This is a genomic window from Dermatophilaceae bacterium Soc4.6, from assembly GCA_039889245.1.
Taxonomy (GTDB): Bacteria; Actinomycetota; Actinomycetes; order Actinomycetales; family Dermatophilaceae; genus Lapillicoccus.
The window spans coordinates 3,376,759-3,393,196 of sequence record JAZGVH010000002.1 but is presented as its reverse complement, the minus strand read 5'-3'; the positions used below and the strand labels follow the sequence as shown (position 1 = coordinate 3,393,196).

Annotated in this window: 10 protein-coding genes and 1 pseudogene; 4 read left to right on the top strand and 7 right to left on the bottom strand. The window is 69.0% G+C overall.

Annotation, left to right across the window (positions count from 1 at the left end; genetic code table 11):
- Positions 1-70: 70 nt before the first annotated feature.
- A complete protein-coding gene (locus V3N99_15890; protein ID MEO3938219.1) occupies positions 71-1,615 on the bottom strand; it encodes an MFS transporter in 1,545 nt (514 codons plus the stop codon).
- A 129-nt stretch (positions 1,616-1,744) separates the two neighbouring features.
- Here V3N99_15890 and V3N99_15885 point away from each other — a divergent pair, with 129 nt between their 5' ends.
- Positions 1,745-2,998, top strand: coding sequence for a threonine/serine exporter family protein (locus tag V3N99_15885; GenBank protein MEO3938218.1), 1,254 nt, complete (start codon positions 1,745-1,747; stop codon positions 2,996-2,998).
- Here V3N99_15885 and V3N99_15880 read toward each other — a convergent pair.
- A complete protein-coding gene (locus V3N99_15880) occupies positions 2,995-3,540 on the bottom strand; it encodes a GNAT family N-acetyltransferase (protein MEO3938217.1) in 546 nt (181 codons plus the stop codon). The two genes, V3N99_15885 and V3N99_15880, sit on opposite strands and share 4 nt — an antisense overlap.
- A 1,292-nt stretch (positions 3,541-4,832) precedes the next feature.
- Here V3N99_15880 and V3N99_15875 point away from each other — a divergent pair.
- Positions 4,833-5,131, top strand: a pseudogene (locus V3N99_15875) (hypothetical protein).
- Between the two features lie 786 nt (positions 5,132-5,917).
- Here the strand turns inward: V3N99_15875 and cysM are convergent.
- From cysM to istA, 3 genes are all read right to left on the bottom strand, one after another.
- Entirely contained in the window at positions 5,918-6,832 is a 915-nt protein-coding gene (gene cysM, locus V3N99_15870; protein ID MEO3938216.1) for a cysteine synthase CysM, read from the bottom strand.
- 258 nt (positions 6,833-7,090) lie between these two features.
- The gene (gene istB, locus V3N99_15865; GenBank protein ID MEO3938215.1) at positions 7,091-7,900 is read right to left on the bottom strand and encodes an IS21-like element helper ATPase IstB; all 810 of its coding nucleotides are present in this window, start codon (positions 7,898-7,900) and stop codon (positions 7,091-7,093) included.
- A complete protein-coding gene (gene istA, locus V3N99_15860) occupies positions 7,897-9,504 on the bottom strand; it encodes an IS21 family transposase (GenBank protein ID MEO3938214.1) in 1,608 nt (535 codons plus the stop codon). The genes istB and istA overlap by 4 nt, the downstream gene beginning before the upstream one ends.
- Positions 9,505-9,993: 489 nt before the next feature.
- Here istA and V3N99_15855 point away from each other — a divergent pair, with 489 nt between their 5' ends.
- The gene (locus V3N99_15855; protein ID MEO3938213.1) at positions 9,994-10,371 is read left to right on the top strand and encodes a hypothetical protein; all 378 of its coding nucleotides are present in this window, start codon (positions 9,994-9,996) and stop codon (positions 10,369-10,371) included.
- A gap of 892 nt (positions 10,372-11,263) precedes the next feature.
- On the opposite strand, the gene V3N99_15850 is transcribed toward V3N99_15855, so the two are convergent.
- A complete protein-coding gene (locus V3N99_15850) occupies positions 11,264-12,172 on the bottom strand; it encodes an alpha/beta fold hydrolase (protein ID MEO3938212.1) in 909 nt (302 codons plus the stop codon).
- A gap of 396 nt (positions 12,173-12,568) precedes the next feature.
- On the opposite strand from V3N99_15850, the gene V3N99_15845 reads away from it, so the two are divergent.
- Positions 12,569-14,230, top strand: coding sequence for a glycosyltransferase 87 family protein (locus V3N99_15845; GenBank protein ID MEO3938211.1), 1,662 nt, complete (start codon positions 12,569-12,571; stop codon positions 14,228-14,230).
- 445 nt (positions 14,231-14,675) lie between these two features.
- Here V3N99_15845 and V3N99_15840 read toward each other — a convergent pair whose 3' ends face one another.
- The gene (locus tag V3N99_15840; GenBank protein MEO3938210.1) at positions 14,676-16,430 is read right to left on the bottom strand and encodes a hypothetical protein; all 1,755 of its coding nucleotides are present in this window, start codon (positions 16,428-16,430) and stop codon (positions 14,676-14,678) included.
- Positions 16,431-16,438: the final 8 nt, after the last annotated feature.

The window sequence follows — 16,438 nt, the reverse complement described above, 5'->3', positions numbered from 1 at the left end:
TCCACGGTGAGGGGTCAAGCGGTGGCTCGCAGTCTGCCACGACGGCGGGAGCTGCTCCCGGTGTCGGCGCTCAGCCGATGTGAGCCACCGCAGCCTCGTCGTCGCTCTCGGTGGCGGCGTCCCTGCCGACCGTGAACATGAAGAAGGCGACGACTGCCGCCAGGACGAGGAACCCTGCACCGACCTCGAAGGCCCGGGTGTAGCCCGCCGTGAGAGCTGGGTTCATGCCCGCGGCCGTGGCCACACCGTTGGCGGCGATGTAGGACGTCGTCGCCGCGACGGCGACGGTGTTGAGCAGTGCCGTCCCGACGGCTCCACCCACCTGCTGCGAGGTGTTGAGCATGGCCGACCCGACTCCGGCGTCGGCCTTGCCGATGCCGTGCAGTGCAGTGGTGGATACGGGAATGAAGTTGAACGCCATCCCGAGGCTGATGAGCAGCATGGCGGGCAGCACGTGGGTCGCATACGCCGAGTCGTACTCCAGTCGCGAGAGCCAGAAGAGGCCGAGGGCCCCGACAACCAGCCCGGGGACGATCAGGGGCTTGGGGCCGACCCGCGGCAGCAGCTGGCTCGCGATGCCCGCACCGGCGATGATGCCGACGCTGAAGGGCAGGAACGCGAAGCCGGCGGTGACCGGGGAGTAGCCCTTGACGACCTGGAGATAGAGACCGAGGAAGAGGAACATCGCAAAGAGCCCGACACCAACGATGAGCTGGACGAGGTAGGAGGCCCCGCGGTTGCGCTCCAGCAGGATGCGCATCGGCAGGAGCGGGTTGGGCACCCGGTTCTCGATCACGAAGAAGCTCACGAGCATCACGATCGCGAGGCCGAACCAGGCGAGGGTGGCGGGCTCGCCCCAGTGCGCCGACTCCTTGAAGGAGTGCGGAGCGGCCTGGGTGAAGCCGTAGACCAACGAGACGAGGCCGACCGACACGGTGATGGCACCGAGCACGTCGTACTGCGCGGAGCCGTCGGCGCGGCTCTCGCGCACGAAGGGGACGGCCAGCAGGGCCGCGGCGATGGCGATCGGCACGTTGACCAGCAGGCACCAGCGCCACGAGAGGTACTCCGTGAGCACGCCGCCGAGCAGCAGGCCGATGGCCGCGCCGCCGCCCGCGATCGCGCCGTAGACACCGAACGCACGAGCGCGTTCCTTCGGCTCGTGGAAGGTGACGGTGATGAGCGAGAGCGCGGCGGGGGCCAGGAGCGCGGCGAAGACGCCTTGGAGGCCGCGGGCCGCGAAGAGCAGCCCCTGGCTCGAGGCGATGCCGCCGAGCGCCGACGCGGCGGCGAACCCGATGAGCCCGATGAGGAACGCGCGCTTGCGCCCGATGTAGTCCGCGACCCGGCCGCCGAGCAGCAGCAGCCCACCGAAGGCCAGCGCGTAGCCCGTGACGACCCACTGCTGGTCGGCGTCGGCGATGTGCAGGTCCTTCTTCGCCGAGGGCAGTGCGAGGTTCACGATCGAGGCGTCGAGCACGATCATCAGCTGGGCGATCGCGATGACGCCCAGGGCGCGCCAGCGCAGGGGGTCGAGCGGGAGACCGGCCGAGGACAGCTCCCAGCCGTGGGTGTCGGTGACGGTGCCGTCGGGCGGCTCGAGTGCAGTGGCCATGCGGCAACGCTCCTGCTGGGTCGGATCGGGTCGGGCGTGATGGAAGCCGCCACACGCGTGGTGGCGGCTTCGACGTAGTGACAAGAGTCCCGACCCTCGGAATGTTCCCTCCTTGACATGATGACGACCATGACTGGACAGCTGGCACCGGGCAGCCACGAGGAGGACCGCGCGAGCGAGGTCCGCGCCCTGCTGGCCCACCTCGGCACCGCCATGATCGCGACCGGGCAGCCGGTGCAGGAGATCGAGGAGGAGCTCACCGAGGTAGGCGTCCACCTCGGATTCCCCGAGGTGCAGACCGCCGTCGGTCCCACGGGTCTGCTCGTCACCCTCACGCAGGGTGGTCCCGCGACGCAGCGCTCGGCTCCTGCCGGTCTGCGGCTGCACCAGGCAGCCAGCGTCCGGGTCATCCGCTACCAGCTGCTGCGCGGCCAGCTCGAGCCCTCGGCCGCCCGCGAGGAGCTCACGGCGGTGGCGCGTCGTCCGGTCGGGCATCCTGCCTGGCTGGTGGCGCTGGCCTGGCCCGTCCTCGCCGTCGGCATCGCGTCGATTCTCCAACCCGGGTGGCCCAACGTCGTGGCTGCGGCTGTGGGAGCCGTCATCGTCTTCGTGCTCGTCCAGCTGGCGGAGCGCCACCAGGTGGTCAAGTCGCTGCTTCCGACCCTCGCCGCGTTCGTCGTCTCGATGCTCGTGTTCGGCGCGGCCGACGCGGGCCTGCTCGAAGGCCCCCTCCGCACCGTCCTGCCGCCCCTGGCGGTCCTGCTGCCCGGAGCGCTCGTCGTCAACGGCATGTCGGAGCTGGCCGCCGGGCACATGCAGGCAGGGTCCGCGCGACTCACCTACGGGCTCGTGCAGCTGGGGCTGTTCGCGGTGGGCCTGCTGATGGCGACCACCCTGCTGCGCGTGCCGCCCGCGGCGATGACGAACCTGCGGGTCGACGAGCTCGGCTGGGCCGGCGCCCCGGTCGGGCTGCTGCTCATCGGGTTGAGCATCTGCCTGATGGAGGGTGTGCCGCTGCGGATGCAGGGGTGGGTGCTGCTGGTGCTGACTCTGGCCTTCAGCGCCCAGGTGGCGGGGCAGCAGCTGGGCTCGCTCGGCCTCGGAGGCTTCCTCGGTGCGATCGCCGCCAGCCTCGGGGCCAGCGTCGTGGAGCTGCGCCGGCCGCAGCTGCCCCGCCTCGTGCTCTTCCTCCCGGCCTTCTGGCTGCTCGTGCCCGGCAGCCTCGGCCTGGTGGGGGTCACGGAGCTCGCCGGGGGGAGGGAGTCGGTCACGGCCGTCGCCCTGGGGGTGCTGGGCGTCTCGATCGCCATCTCCCTCGGCCTGCTGGTCGGCTCCGCCCTGGGCCGGTCGGCGCGCGGGTGGCTGGCTGCCCCCCACGACTAGAGCCCACGCCACCGATCGATCGTCAGTCGGTAGAGGACGTGTCGCTGGAGTGGGTGGCCGTCCGGGAGACGCGGGTGCTGGAAGTCGTCGTCCGGGCTGTGAGTCATGCGCAGCTTGCGCATGACGGCGCGTGAGCGAACGTTCTCCACCGCAGTCATGGACACGATCTCGCCGAGGCCGGCGGTCTCGAAGCCGAACCGCACGGCTTCCTGGGCGGCCTCGGTGGCGTAGCCCTTGCCCCAGGCACGCCGGGCGAACCGGTAGCCGATCTCGAAGGCCGGCGTGAAGGGCGCCTCGAACGTCTGGTGGAGGAGTCCGGCGAAGCCGACGAACTCGCCGGTGGCGATCTCTTCCACGGCCCACACCCCGAAGCCGTGCTCGGCGAAGCCTGCCTCTACCCGGTCGACGAACGCGTCGCTCTCCCCGCGGGTCAGCGGGGCGCGAAAGAACTCCATGACCGCCGGATCCGCATTGAGCCGGGCGAACGGCTGCCGGTCAGCCGGACGCCACGCACGCAGCAGCAGCCGTTCTGTCCTCAACATGACACTCATCGTCCGCGATCACCGGGACCAGGCACAACGCCGGTCCCCCGCCACGTGGCCAGCGAGGATGCCCGGCGTCTCGTCACGCCCGACGGTCCCCTGGGGAAGTGAGGGCATGCCTGCGTGACGAACCATGGCGGCGAAGCGACGGTAACCGCCGCCGGGGCAGCTGCTCGTGGGTGGCGTGACGGGGCCGACCCTGGTGCGGGGTCCGCCCACCCGATTCCTGCGGACCGCTCCCGACAACGGAGGCGAGCGATGAGGCTTCTGCTGACAGGTCTGTCCTACCCTGGGCCTGGGGGTCGTCGCCCTGGCCAACACCGGCCAGGGACCCGACACTCAACGGTGGGCGCAGTTCCATGGCGGTCTCGTCCACGCGGTCCTGGGGACCCCACCGGGCACCTTCGCCGTCGATGCGCTCACCCGGTACGCCACGGTGATCTTCGTCGGGGTGCCTCTGCTGCTGTCGTTGGCCCTCGCCGCGCAAGTGCGAGCTGTACGCCCTCGCCGACACGTCTTCTGGTGGTCCGTCCCAGCCATCCTCCTCGGCGTCGGGGCGCTGTGGCTGGGGTACGTCTACGCGCCAGGGAGAGGAGATGGCAGCCCCGTTCACGCCATCTCATCGGCGGTCCCGGACCTGGCTGCGTCAACCCTCGCGGGAACCCTGCTCACCCTCACCTCCCTCGTCGTCCTCGGCCTCGCGCTGCGACGACGTGCCGCGCGCCCCAGCAGCTGCTGGTGACCGCCGCGGGTGCGGTCGTCCGCACCGCCGCGCATCGACCACCAGCCACCCCACCAGAACACCGTCGGCTACCGATGGCGAACGACCCCGTCGCCGTCCAACACGCCCTCGGCCCGTCTCGTCGCAGAGGTCCTCGGCTCCGGTTCGACGAAGCCAGGACAGCCGAACCTCCAAGAGGCGTGAGCTCCCACGACCCCCCACGACGATTTCAGTGTGATCGATCCACGCATCGAGGTCAGTGAGGCGGCCGCGTCGACCCCCCGGCTCGTTCATCTCTTCGACGCGTACCGGGAGCACTACGGGCAGCGGCCTGACCCTGCTGGCTCCGAGGCGTGGCTGAGTCAACACGTGGACTCTGGAGCGTTGTTGGCCTTCTTGGCGCAACGGGGCGGTGAGGCCGCGGGCCTCGCCCATCCCGGCATCACAACGTCTGGGCCACTTCTGGCAGCTACGAGATCTGTACGTGAAGGCGAGCTTCGAGCCGGCAACCGGCTATGCCTCGATGTCGTGGTCGACGCAGCCTGTGTCCGGAGAGGCGGAAGACTGAGCCGTGCCCGACCGACCTGAGATTGTCTGCATCTGTGGCTCCACCCGGTTCGTCGACGAGATGCGGGCGTCGAACCGTGAGCTGACCTTGGCGGGTGTCATCGTCGTCGCGCCCGGCGACGCAGGGGAGGTGATCACGAACGAGCAGAAGGTCGCGCTGGACGCCCTCCACCTGCGCAAGATCGACCTGGCTGACCGGGTTCTGGTGGTCAACCCGGCGGATACGTCGGCGAGTCCACGAGCAAGGAGATCGCCTACGCCCGCGCCACCGGCAAGCCGATCTCGTTCACCGATCCCGTCTGACCACCAGGTGCTTGGGGGGGCATGCGGGCACGAGGTCCGGTCAGGGGTTGGTCGTGTCCGCGGACGGGACCGGGGTCGTGGCCCAGGCAGGGAACGTCGCGACCCGGATGCTGTCCGACCAGGCGGGCGTGACCGACGCCCTGTCGGGGACGATGGTTCGGAAGGGGTTCACCCCGACCCACGACCTGCTCACGACGGGACGGGTCCTGGCCGATGTTGCGGTCCTGATCGCCGGCGGAGGTGAGGCGATCGGGGACATCAGATTTTCCCGCTGGTGTTCGCGGCGGTGTGCACGGTCGGCATGGCCGCGGTCATCCCGCTGAAGCAGCTGTCCAGGCACCCGGGGAAGGGGTCGGGGCCCATGCGTCGGCTAGCCATCTACGCGGAGCCCGGCGAGATGCGACGGGTATGCGAGTCGCTGCGTCAGCGGCGGCCGGTGGGCGGCGACGGTCGCCCGTTGCCTTGGCCGGCGGAGGCGTTCCTGCTCGTACTCACGTCGCCGTCATCTGGCGGGGTCGTCCTGCTGTCTCGGCTCACGGCTGCCGCCGAGGAGCAGGGCATCAGAGTCGTCCGTCACCGCTGAGACCATCCGGGACCCTGGCTGCGCCACGGTGGCGGCCAACCGGTGATGGCGCGATGGCGCGTCCTTCAGATCGTCCCGATCTCGGCGGGAGCCGACGGCTCAGCGGACGTTAACCGCCGCACGTCGACCGGACGTTCGCGGACGGAACGGAACGTCATGACGCGTGCTTGGGGCCCAATGTCTTCAGGCGTCAGCCGGAGCTCTCAGGCGGGGAATACGCCGCTGGAGAGGTACCTGTCGCCGCGGTCGCAGACCACGAAGACGATCGTTGCTGCCTCGACCTCTTGGGCCACCTGCAGGGCGGTCCAGCAGGCGCCGGCCGCGGAGACACCGCCGAAGATACCCTCCTCGCGGGCCAGCCGGCGGGCCGTCTGCTCGGCGTCGGTCTGGGTGACCTCGATGGTCCGGTCCACCGCCGACGGGTCGAAGATCTTCGGCACGTACTCCGGTGGCCAGGCGCGGATACCGGGGATCTTGGAGCCCTCGGCGGGCTGTGCCCCGATGATCTGGATGCCGGGGTCTTGCGACTTCAGGAAGCGCGAGACCCCGGTGATCGTGCCGGTGGTGCCCATCGCGGCCACGAAGTGCGTGATCCGTCCGTCGGTCTGGCGCCACAGCTCCGGGCCCGTCCCTTCCTCGTGGGCACGGGGGTTGTCCGGGTTGCCGAACTGGTCCAGGACCCGGCCGCGGCCCTCCCGCTCCATCCGCGTCACGACGTCGCGGGCCTCTTCCATGCCGCCACCTGCGGGGGTGAGAACGAGGTCGGCTCCGTAGGCCTTCATCGTCTGGATCCGCTCAGTGGAGGCGTCCTCGGGCATCACGATGATCAGTGGGTAGCCGCTGATCGCCGCTGCCATCGCCAAGCCGATCCCGGTGTTGCCCGACGTCGCTTCCAGCAGGGTGTCGCCGGGGGCGATCTCCCCTCGCGCCTCCGCGCCCCTGATCATGCTGATCGCCGGGCGGTCCTTGACCGAGCCGGCCGGGTTGTTCCCCTCGAGCTTGGCGAGCAGCACGTTGCCGCGGCGTTCGTTCTCCGGCCCCGGAAGTCGCTGCAGACGCACCAGCGGGGTGTCACCGATGACGTCCTCCATCGTGGGGTACGCCGGAGGGTTGCTCACACACCGGAGTCTACGGCGGCCCTCGCCGAACAACCGCAGCCGACCGCTCGTCCTCCAGAGACCACCGAGCGCAAAGAGGTCTGCGAGGATGACGCAGGTCCGGGAGGTCGGTCACACACCGCCGACGCTGCCTGTCAAGGGCCATTGAGATCTGCCCAGAGGCGGTCGTGAGACCTGCCCGGTGACGGTCACGAGAACTGCCCGGTGGTGGCCATGGGATCTGCCCAGTGCTGGCCACCCTCGGCCTCAGGGCGTGGGTCAGGTCAAGGGGCTCACCCCCGCGCCGGCGAGGGCTTGGGTCAGGCGGACGCTGTCGCCGGTGGTCTGACAGATGTGGGCGTGGTGCAGGAGCCGGTCGACGGTCGCGGTTGCGAGGGTCTTGGGCATCAGCTCGTCGAACGAGGCGGGGTGCAGGTTCGAGCTGATCGCGATGGACCGCTTCTCGTACGCGGCATCGACGAGGCGGTATAGGCCCTCGGCGGCGTCGTGGGCCACGGGGAGCAGGCCAATGTCGTCGACCACGACGAGATCTGCTCGCAGGACGCGGGCGATGGCGCGGGTGACGGTGTCGTCGGCGCGGTGGCGGCGTAGCAGGATGCCGAGGTCTTCGAGGGTGAACCAGGCGACCTTCAGGCCTTGCTCGACGGCTTGCTGGCCCAGGGCCTCGAGCAGGAACGTCTTGCCGGTGCCCGAGGGGCCGCACACGACGAGGTTCTCCCGCCGGTGGACCCACTCCAAGGTCCGCAGGGCCTGCTGGGTCGGCGCGGGGATCGAGGAGGCCTGCGGGTCCCACGCGTCGAACGTCTTGCCCGTGGGGAACCCGGCGGTGCTGCGGCGGGTCGCGAGGGCGGACCGTTCCCTGCCGGCGGCTTCCTCGCCGAGCAGGGCCCGCAGGACCTCGACGGGTTCCCACCGTTGGGCCTTCGCGGTCGCGACGACTTCAGGGGCGTGGCGCCGGATGTGCGGCAGGCGTAACCGCCGCAGCAGCGCCTCGAGGTCGTCGGGCAGCGGCGGTGGGGCCGGGACACCCAGGGCCGGGGCTGCGGTCGTCTTCGTCGCCGAGCTCACGAGGTCACCTCCGGTCGAGGGTCGTTGACCGTGACAGCACGGTCGTTACACAGCGCCGACGACGACGCCGTCTCCGGGCCCGAGGTCAAGGTCGAAGTCGTGGCAGCGCCGAGGGCGGCCCAGCTGGAGGTGCCCTGGGTCAGGGACCCGTCTTCTCCGGCACGGCTGACCGCCGCGTTCCGCGTGACGTGTTGGTGGTGATCGAGGATGGACGCGAGGTCGGCCTCGGCGAACCGGGCGTGAACCGCGGCGTGGCCCAGCGCCCAGTCGACGTCCTTGGTGTCGAACAGCTTCGCCAACGTCACGGCCTGGGCCATCTTGACCCGGATCTTCGTCGTGCCCGCGGCCGCGGCCTCGCTCAGCCACAGCCGGGCACCGTCACCGATGGTCAGGAACTCAACCTCAGCAGCGTTCCGGGCCAACGGTTTCCGCCCCAGCGCCCCCACGGGGGTGTGGGGGAAGTGGTCATCGTTGATCTTCGGGCTGCCCGGGGTAGCACGGGCGTGGCGGGCGACTTCGACCGGCCCGGTCGGGCCGACGTGCACGAGCACGATCACCTCGTCAGCGCCTTTGCCGTGGACGCGGACCCACACCGTTTGACCGAGCAGCCGGGCCGGGACGGAGTACTGCCCACCCTCGAACGAGACCATCGGGGTGCTCGGCGGCACGGTCCGGGTCACCCCAAACGCGACCGTGTGCGGGACGAGCGGGATGGGGTGAAGCCGGGCGTGTTCCTCGGCGAGCATCTCCACCGGGACCCGGCGGGTGACCCGGTGGACCCTCGTGTTGACGTGGTCACAGAACTCCTCGCACGCGGCCTCGAGCTGCGCGAACGAGGCGTACTGCTCGCGCAGGTTCGTGTCCTTCGGGACCAGGTCAGCCTTGGCGATCTTCACCGACGACTCCGACCCACCCTTCGACGCCGGGTCAGCCGGGACGCAGGTGTGAATGGTGAGACCGTAGTGCCGAGCGAAGGCGACGATCCCCGGGTTGCGCACCGGCACCCCGGCGACATGCTCGGTCGTGACGGTCTTCTCGTTGTCCGTCAACACGTACGTCGGGGCGCCACCGAGCCGGCGCAGCGTCACGTCGAGCGCGGCCATCACCGACGGCATCGTCTTGTCCCGGATCGGCAGGACCACCCGGAACCGCGACCACGCCAACCACGCGATGAACAACGTGGTCTTCACCCCGTCGATGACCGGGCCGTCACCGAAGTCGTACTGCAGCCACATCCCCGGCTCCGTCACCCACGGACGGTGGACGCGGACACGACCGAGGCGGTAGTCCTTCTTCACCGCCGCGACCGCGCGTCGGGTCGTGCGCTCGGACCCGGTGTACCCGAGGGCTGCGAGCTTCTCGTGGGCTCGATCCGCGCGGAGCTTGCCCTTGGACCGCTCGATCCACTCCTCGATCTTGGGCAGGAACTCGTCGATCAGCTGCGGTCTCGCAGCGGGACGATCGGACAGGACGCCCGATTCGCGGGCGGCGACGTACCTCGCGACGGTGTGGTGCGAGACCCCGGACAACTCCCCGGCGTCCCGCAACGACCCGGTCAGGTCGAAGGCTTCCAACATGTTCATGATCTCCTCGGCAGACTTCATGGTGTCCCTCCTGGGGGGCGGCAGGCGCATCAGCACCGCCACCGCACCCCAGGAGGGGCCTCAACCGCTGTATGCGGTGAGGCCAACGAACTCGTGTCGGGCAGATCCCGTGACCGTCAGCGGGCACTTCTCGTGGCCGCTACCGGGCAGTTATGTGGCCGCCTCCGGGCAGTTTCTCGTGGCCGCTGCCACTGCCCGCCGGCACTCCACGGAGCACCAGCGCTTCGGTCGCCCCGGTCGAGGCTCCACGACCAGGCGGCCACACCCGCGGCACGGCCAAGGTGAGCGGGGGCGGTCTCGAGTCACTGACTCTGTTCCAGTCCGAGGGTCCAGGTGACGGTCGCCGCCCGCCGGCGCAGGCGCTTTCCGACCCGGATCCAGCGCGACCCACGGCCCATCAAGACTGAGCCCAGCCGGTGAACGCGGGTGCGTGACCGGCAGACTTGGGCGATGCCACGGCTTCCAGACGGGAACGAGCCGCGCCACCCGGTGCAGGACTACGACGGTCGCGTCGGCGTGCTGAGTTCGCCGGGAACCGATGAGCCGGCGGGGCATGTACTCGTCGAGTCTGTCGTCTATTGGCGTCGGCTGGGCGGGATGTTGTGGTGGCAGCGCTGGGGAGAACCCTTGCCGACGGCGGCAGTCACTCGCACACTCCACGGCGACGTCGATGACTGGCTCATCGAGGGCGAGGAGCTCGGGTCAACGGTCCAGGAGTGGGGCCAGCATCGGTGGCTTGAAGGCGCTGACGGCGACGGACGCCGGGCTTACCAGGTCTCTTGGCTCTCGGCCGAGGAGTCGGTGGACGTCGCTGAACGGGAGCTCGGTGTGGTCGTCAAGGGATCGCGCCAGGGGCGCAGCCTCTAGCGTTTGCCCTCGCGGAGTCCGTCACTCGCCGCGGGAGGCCACGTCAGCTCCGCCCCGGCCTAAATCGTGGACGAGGTCCGGCGCTCCTGTCCGGAGACGACCAAACCGCCTCTAAGCTGCGGGTTTGCACGTTGAAGCGGAACGTTGACAGCCTCTTCCGCAGCTCGGGGTCATTCGGCATAAACATGCTCTGACCTGCGAAGACGCGCCTTCTCTATTCCTGGTCAACTGTGGTCGATTAGGGTGTCTAGGCGTGCTACTGAGGGCATCTTGTGGGCAAGATACTTCCTGCGATGCGATCTTCGTTGTCGATTCCGGTGCCTCTGACCCCAGCTCAGACCTCTCCCGGGCGCCACGGTCGCAGGCCACGCACCTGAGCCCCCTCGCCGTAACCAGACCGTCGTGACAGCCATGGCGCTCGCCCCCGCCCCTCGTCACGCCCGACATCACCTGCGTCACACCGCCCAGACAGACACACCTCGATGTAGGGTCGGGCGGTCGGCCCCTGGCCCGTCGATGCGCGCGGCCGGATCAGGACCAAACGGCCTCGTGGGGACCAAGGTTGCCGTGCACTGCACCCGCTCGTGAAGGGCACCAAGCCGGCCACCATGTCGCTGGCTCCAGTGCCCGCACCGGAGACGGTCAGCTCGTGCAGGCCGCTTGGACCGAACTCAATGGCTGAGAGGTCCCACCGAGCGCGTCGTCGCGGGGCGGGCAGTCTGCTACGAAAGCCCCCTTGGCTCCAATAGGTCCGCACCAAAACGACCCGCGACTCAACCGGGGGTGCGGCCACGCCGAGTAACCCGGTGTTTGACGTGGCGTCGAGCACGCGCTCGTTGCGGGGGGCGCGTCGGTGGCTCGCTCGTGCCGCGCGCAGTTGCTGCGCGTTCGGCTACAAACAGTTCGGCCTGAACGTGGGCGAGAGCGGCCCAGTGTTGTTGTTCAGTCCGGCGAGCACGAGTTGCTGCACGATTGGATCGTTCGGTGTCTGGTCGTGCTCGATCGGGTCGAGTGGGCAGAAGTTCTGGATCACGACGTTCGTGACCTGGGTGGCCGGACCGGCGAGCGCCTCACTGGTGTAGGGCGTCACGATCTCGTCGTGGGTGGTTGCGATCGTCGTGTACAGCACCCTCCCCTGGATGTCACCGCCTGCGTTCAGTTTGGTGAGGAAGGCCGAGCCGGCCGCCTGCTCGGACCCAGCCGCGTTGAAGTCACCGGTGGACGGTGCCGTGAGCGTCGCGGGGGCGGCCACCGTCGATGGTGCACCGTCACCACCGGTGGAGACACCGGGTACGTAGCTCAATGGGTTCGGTTTCAGTGTCGTTCCGTGATTGGAGGGCGCGATGCCGATGAGGGCGTGCACCGTTTTCGTGCCGCCGAGGAACTTAATGTAATACCGCGGCATCATGCCGCCTTGACTGTGCCCTACCACCTCCACCTGCTTGGTCTTCGTCGCACTGAGCACCTTCTGAACGAAGGTGCCGAGTTCCGCGGCGGACTTCTCAATCGGCCCAGACGCGGGCACGGTGTATTCCACGCCATAGTTCAAAGAGAACACGCAGTAGCCGGCGCTCTTCAGCTGCGGCGACATGACGGCCCAGTTCTTCTCCATCGTCTCGTAGGTGCCGGGCACCAGGATCACCGGGTAGGGGTGCGCGACCGACGGCTTGCAGGAGAAGTCGTTCGATCCCGGGGGGCTCACGTCTGACGTCGCACCAAACGCAGGGCCGACACTGGCGGTGACTGCCAGCGTGGCGACACCCGCCGCTGCCAGCATTGACTTGTACTTGAGCAGATCCATCGTGATCTCCAGACGACGACGGCTGGAAGGTCAGTCGGGTACGTAGCCGACCCTTCCAAGTCAGGGTCGTCCTAGCGTAACAGCCATAACTCATCAGCCAGACAACGGCGAACCGACACCATGAACATCCATCGAAGACCCGACGTGCATGCGTCCTTCCGCCGCGAGAGCGGCCGCCCCACACCGCCGCGCAGCGGCCGTCCCCTTCCGCCGCGAGGCGAGATCCCGTCCACGGAATGACCGTGCGTCCTCGATAGGGCCGCGGCGCGCGCAACTGAATGCGGGAGTCAGTCGCACCGCGAGGCTTCGCGGGCGAGCTACGTGCCGTCCGGCTCGCCTCGCTGGAGGTTCACCTGAAATGGCCTGACGGGCGGTGGAGGGCGGCATACTCGTCCCGTGCCCGGGGACGCGAAGACGCTGGAAGCCGGAGGGTCGCTGTTCACCCGGAAGGCGGTTCAACGGCTCGCGGTGGCAGCGTTTGGTTTGGCCGCGTCAGTGTCGTGCTGGCTCATTCTTCGCAGTCCGGCTGACGACCAGCTCGCGGATCTACACGTCTACTGGGGTGGCACCCGTTGGGTCGAGCACGGGCTGGCGCTGTACGACTTCCACGCAGAGAACGGTGATCCCTTCACTTACCCGCCCTTCGCGGCGCTCGTGATGGCGCCGCTGGCACGATTGCCATTCGGCGCGGCGGGCGTGATGTGGACGGCCCTGTCACTGCTGACGATCGTGGGTGTCGGCCGGCTGGTAGCGGGTCGCGCGCTCCACGTGGCGCCGTCCCGTCGGTTGACAACGTCATGGCTGGTCGCGGTGGGGGTGCTGGCGTCAGCCCCGGGGCAAAGCGACATCCACTTCGGTCAGGTGAGCCTGTTCATCGTGGCCGCGGTCCTGGCTGACGGACTGGGGGCGACCGGCTCCCGATGGCACGGAGCCCTGACGGGGGTGGCCGCCGCGGTCAAGCTGACGCCGCTGCTGTTCATCCTCTACTTGGCCGTGACGGGCCAGCGTCGGGCCGCGGCAAACGCCACGGCCGGGTTCATGGTCGCGACGGGTCTGGCGTGGCTGGTGATGCCGCGTGACAGCACCCAGTTCTGGACTTCCGCCATCTTCGCCAGCGACCGGGTCATGGACCTTACCGCGTTGGGCAACCAGTCCGTCAACGGCATGCTGCTGCGGGCCGGGCTGGCGCCAGGGGCTCTCACCGGGGTGTGGGTCGTACTCGTAGGGAGTCTGGTCATCGTCGCGCTGTGGCGGGCCCGGCAGTTGACACAGGCCGGTCAGGCGGAGCGGGCCGTCATTCTCATGGGGTGCGCCACCGTCGCCGCCTCTCCAGTGTCGTGGACCCATCACCAGTTCTGGACCGTCATCGCCGGCGTCCTGCTGCTGGGGACGACTGGCCAGGCCCGGCGGATCGCCGGCGCCCTGCTGCTGATCCTCATGACGATCAACGCCGGCACGATCGTGGCGGCGCTGGGGACGCCCACCCCCGGCGCGGGCTATCTGGCCGACAACCTGCGGGCCCTCGCCGCCTGCATGCTCTGCACGAGCGCCCTGCTCGCGATGAGCGACCTGCGACTGCCCCTGCCGGCATCCGCGTCCGTGCCGCATCGATGGCTGCGCACCCGGCCACGGCTCGTCGCCGTAACCCTGACAACAGCGCTGATCGGGTTCCTCGTTCTCCCCGTCCCCTCCCGCGCCACCCTTGCCGTGACACCGAGCAGCGCTGCCGCCGCCGTAGCCCAGGTCACCGCAGCATGGCCCACCTGCTACCCGACGGCCAGCTGCGGCACTGCAGGACCCCTCTACCCCGTCAACTACTCCGTCGACTTCACCGATCGCGGCATCACCGTCTCGGGCCTGGCCGCCGCCGACGTCACCCGCGTCGAGTACCTCCCTGCCCCGGGCCGGCCCTCCATCCCCATCCCCCTGGGCCGCACACCCACCGGAGACCAAGCCTTCGAGTTCACCACCGGCGACACCACGTATGGCCAACTCCTCGTCTTCGGGACCCACGCACAGCCTCTCGGTGAGCACGGAGACAAGCTCCGCACCGGGTAAATGACATCCACCCGACGCGGGAGCGGCAGCATCCTTCCGCCGCGTAGGCGGCCGTGTCCTTCCGCCGCGAGATGGGCGCGCCCGGAGACCCATCTGGCGTCATCCGTGCTCGAAGCGTTTGGACTAACGTGGTTATGAGCTCGAGGGAACGATCCGCGCTTGAACATCGCCCTGCTCTACGACGGCGCCGGACGCCCCCACGACGCCCTGGCCTACGCCCGCGCCGCCCACACCACCTTCCTCGCCCTCGGCCCGACGCCAACACCGGTGGGTGCTTATCTCTGGTTGTGGGAGGGGACCCCACATTCGGCGCTCACGGGTGCCTCCAACGGGCGACCGCGTCGGAGCCCCCTCCCGTCAGCATGTGGGAAGAAGTCGTCCTGCCAGAGGGTCCGCACGCGCCATGCGTGCGGACCCCCCGGGTCTTGTGCTCCTGACCGCGCTCCTAGCCGAGGTTCAGCTCGAAGATGCGGTTGCCCCAGTTGGCGTTGCCGTCCCCGTTGCCGGGGATGTACTGGGTCGCGAGCCAGACGTTGTTGGTGCCCGGGATGATCTGGCCGTTGGAGTAGTCGCCCCATCTGCCGACGCCGCCGAACTTCGCGGTCCCCGTGAAGCCGTTGTCGGTGGTGACCCCGGCGCCGGCCGTGCGGATCGCGCCGAACGGTTTGCCGGCCGGTGCGGTGGCGTACCCCGCGGACAGGTAGGTGGCTGGTCCGCCGAATCCGAAGGTCATGGCCATGGCCCCGTTCGGGGTCATGTTCAGGTGCGGAAAGAGCAGGTATTCCCCGGACTGGGCGACGTAGCCCTGCCGGGTCACCCGGGTCTGGCTGGAGATGGCCCCACCGGTGACCTGTGGGTGGACGACGAACCACGCGATCCCAGCGCGGGACCCGCTGTCCCCTGCCACGTTTACTGCGGTGTTGAGAGCGCCGACAAGGTTGCCGTTGATGTACTGCACTTCCTGCATGGCGTCGAAGTCAGAGGCCACGACTCCCGTGGTCGGGGCTCCCGCCTTCCCGCAGAGGCTGCCGGTGCACATGCCGGGCGGTGTTTGCGCGTTCGGGGGCAGCGCGTACGCCTCGGACGAGATGACCTGCACCGAGAGGGCCGGGGTACCGCCGCGGGTGACAGCCCCGGTGTCGGTCAGCGCCCAGACGGCGAGCCGGTTGTCGAAGGTGTTGTTCGGGTCCAGGGAACTCATGAGGTACTCGACCCCGGCAGGTCCGTAGCTGTTCGCCGGCTGGACGTGATACCCGGGCACACCCGCGACGGACAGGTTCTGGTAGAAGACCAGGCGCGGGGCGGAGGCTCCGGACACCAGCTGCGACTTCGAGATGGCGTACAGCTGGGCGCCGTTAAACCGCGTCAGCGTCTTGTCGAACTCGTTCGTCGAGATGTAGACGTTGTCCTGGTCGACGCCCAGGATCGGGTAGTCCGCCAGGCACGGGCAATCGGCGTGGTTGGGGTTGGTCGTGTCGACCCGGAAGATCCGGAACTGCCCACGGGGGTCGCTGGTTCGGCTCGTCGCCACGTCCACGTGACTCTCGCTGATCAGTCCGGTCTTGCTGTCGAAGGCGTACTCCAGGATGCTCGCGATCCACCGACCGCTGCTGCTGTCGTAGAAAATGCGAGGGTCCGAGGTGTTCGCGGTCGCCGGCTCCTTAAAGAACGTGTTGAGATAGAACGGCTTCACCAGCACCGCTCCCGAGGTGTCCTGGATCTGGCCGGTGACGTTGACGAAGTTCACGACGAAGCCGTTCCCGGCGCCCAGTCCTTCGTCCGGCGGCTCGAGGTCAAAGCCCGCCGCGGCCTTGTTCTCCAGCGCACTAACACCGTCAAAGCTGTGGAGCAAGGTCGAGCGTGCTGTCGCTGCAGACGCCACCTGAGGGGACGTGAGCGTCGTGAGAGTGTGGGCATTGGTCGATGTCGTCGGGCGTCCCAGCACCGGCAGCTGCCGCCTGGTGACCAGGGTGGCCCTACTCAGGCTGGCCGTCGGCGTCGAAACGCCCACCTGCACCGCACTCGACACCGACACCACCGCAGCCGCACCACCTGAGGCGGCACCACCGGCGGCTGTCGCCACCGGCCACGACGCGAGGCCCGTGACGACCAACGCCCCCACGGCGACCACGCCCAAACGGCGCGGGAAAACCGCAAAACCTGCCATATTGTGCTCCTGATGTCGATGACGAACGAGCACTCCCTCGA

Coding starts and splice junctions, on each gene's coding strand:
- V3N99_15890 (MEO3938219.1), bottom strand. CDS start 1,615: ATGGCCACTGCACTCGAGCCGCCCGACGGCACCGTCACCGACACCCAC.
- V3N99_15885 (MEO3938218.1), top strand. CDS start 1,745: ATGACTGGACAGCTGGCACCGGGCAGCCACGAGGAGGACCGCGCGAGC.
- V3N99_15880 (MEO3938217.1), bottom strand. CDS start 3,540: ATGTTGAGGACAGAACGGCTGCTGCTGCGTGCGTGGCGTCCGGCTGAC.
- istA (MEO3938214.1), bottom strand. CDS start 9,504: ATGAAGTCTGCCGAGGAGATCATGAACATGTTGGAAGCCTTCGACCTG.
- V3N99_15850 (MEO3938212.1), bottom strand. CDS start 12,172: ATGGATCTGCTCAAGTACAAGTCAATGCTGGCAGCGGCGGGTGTCGCC.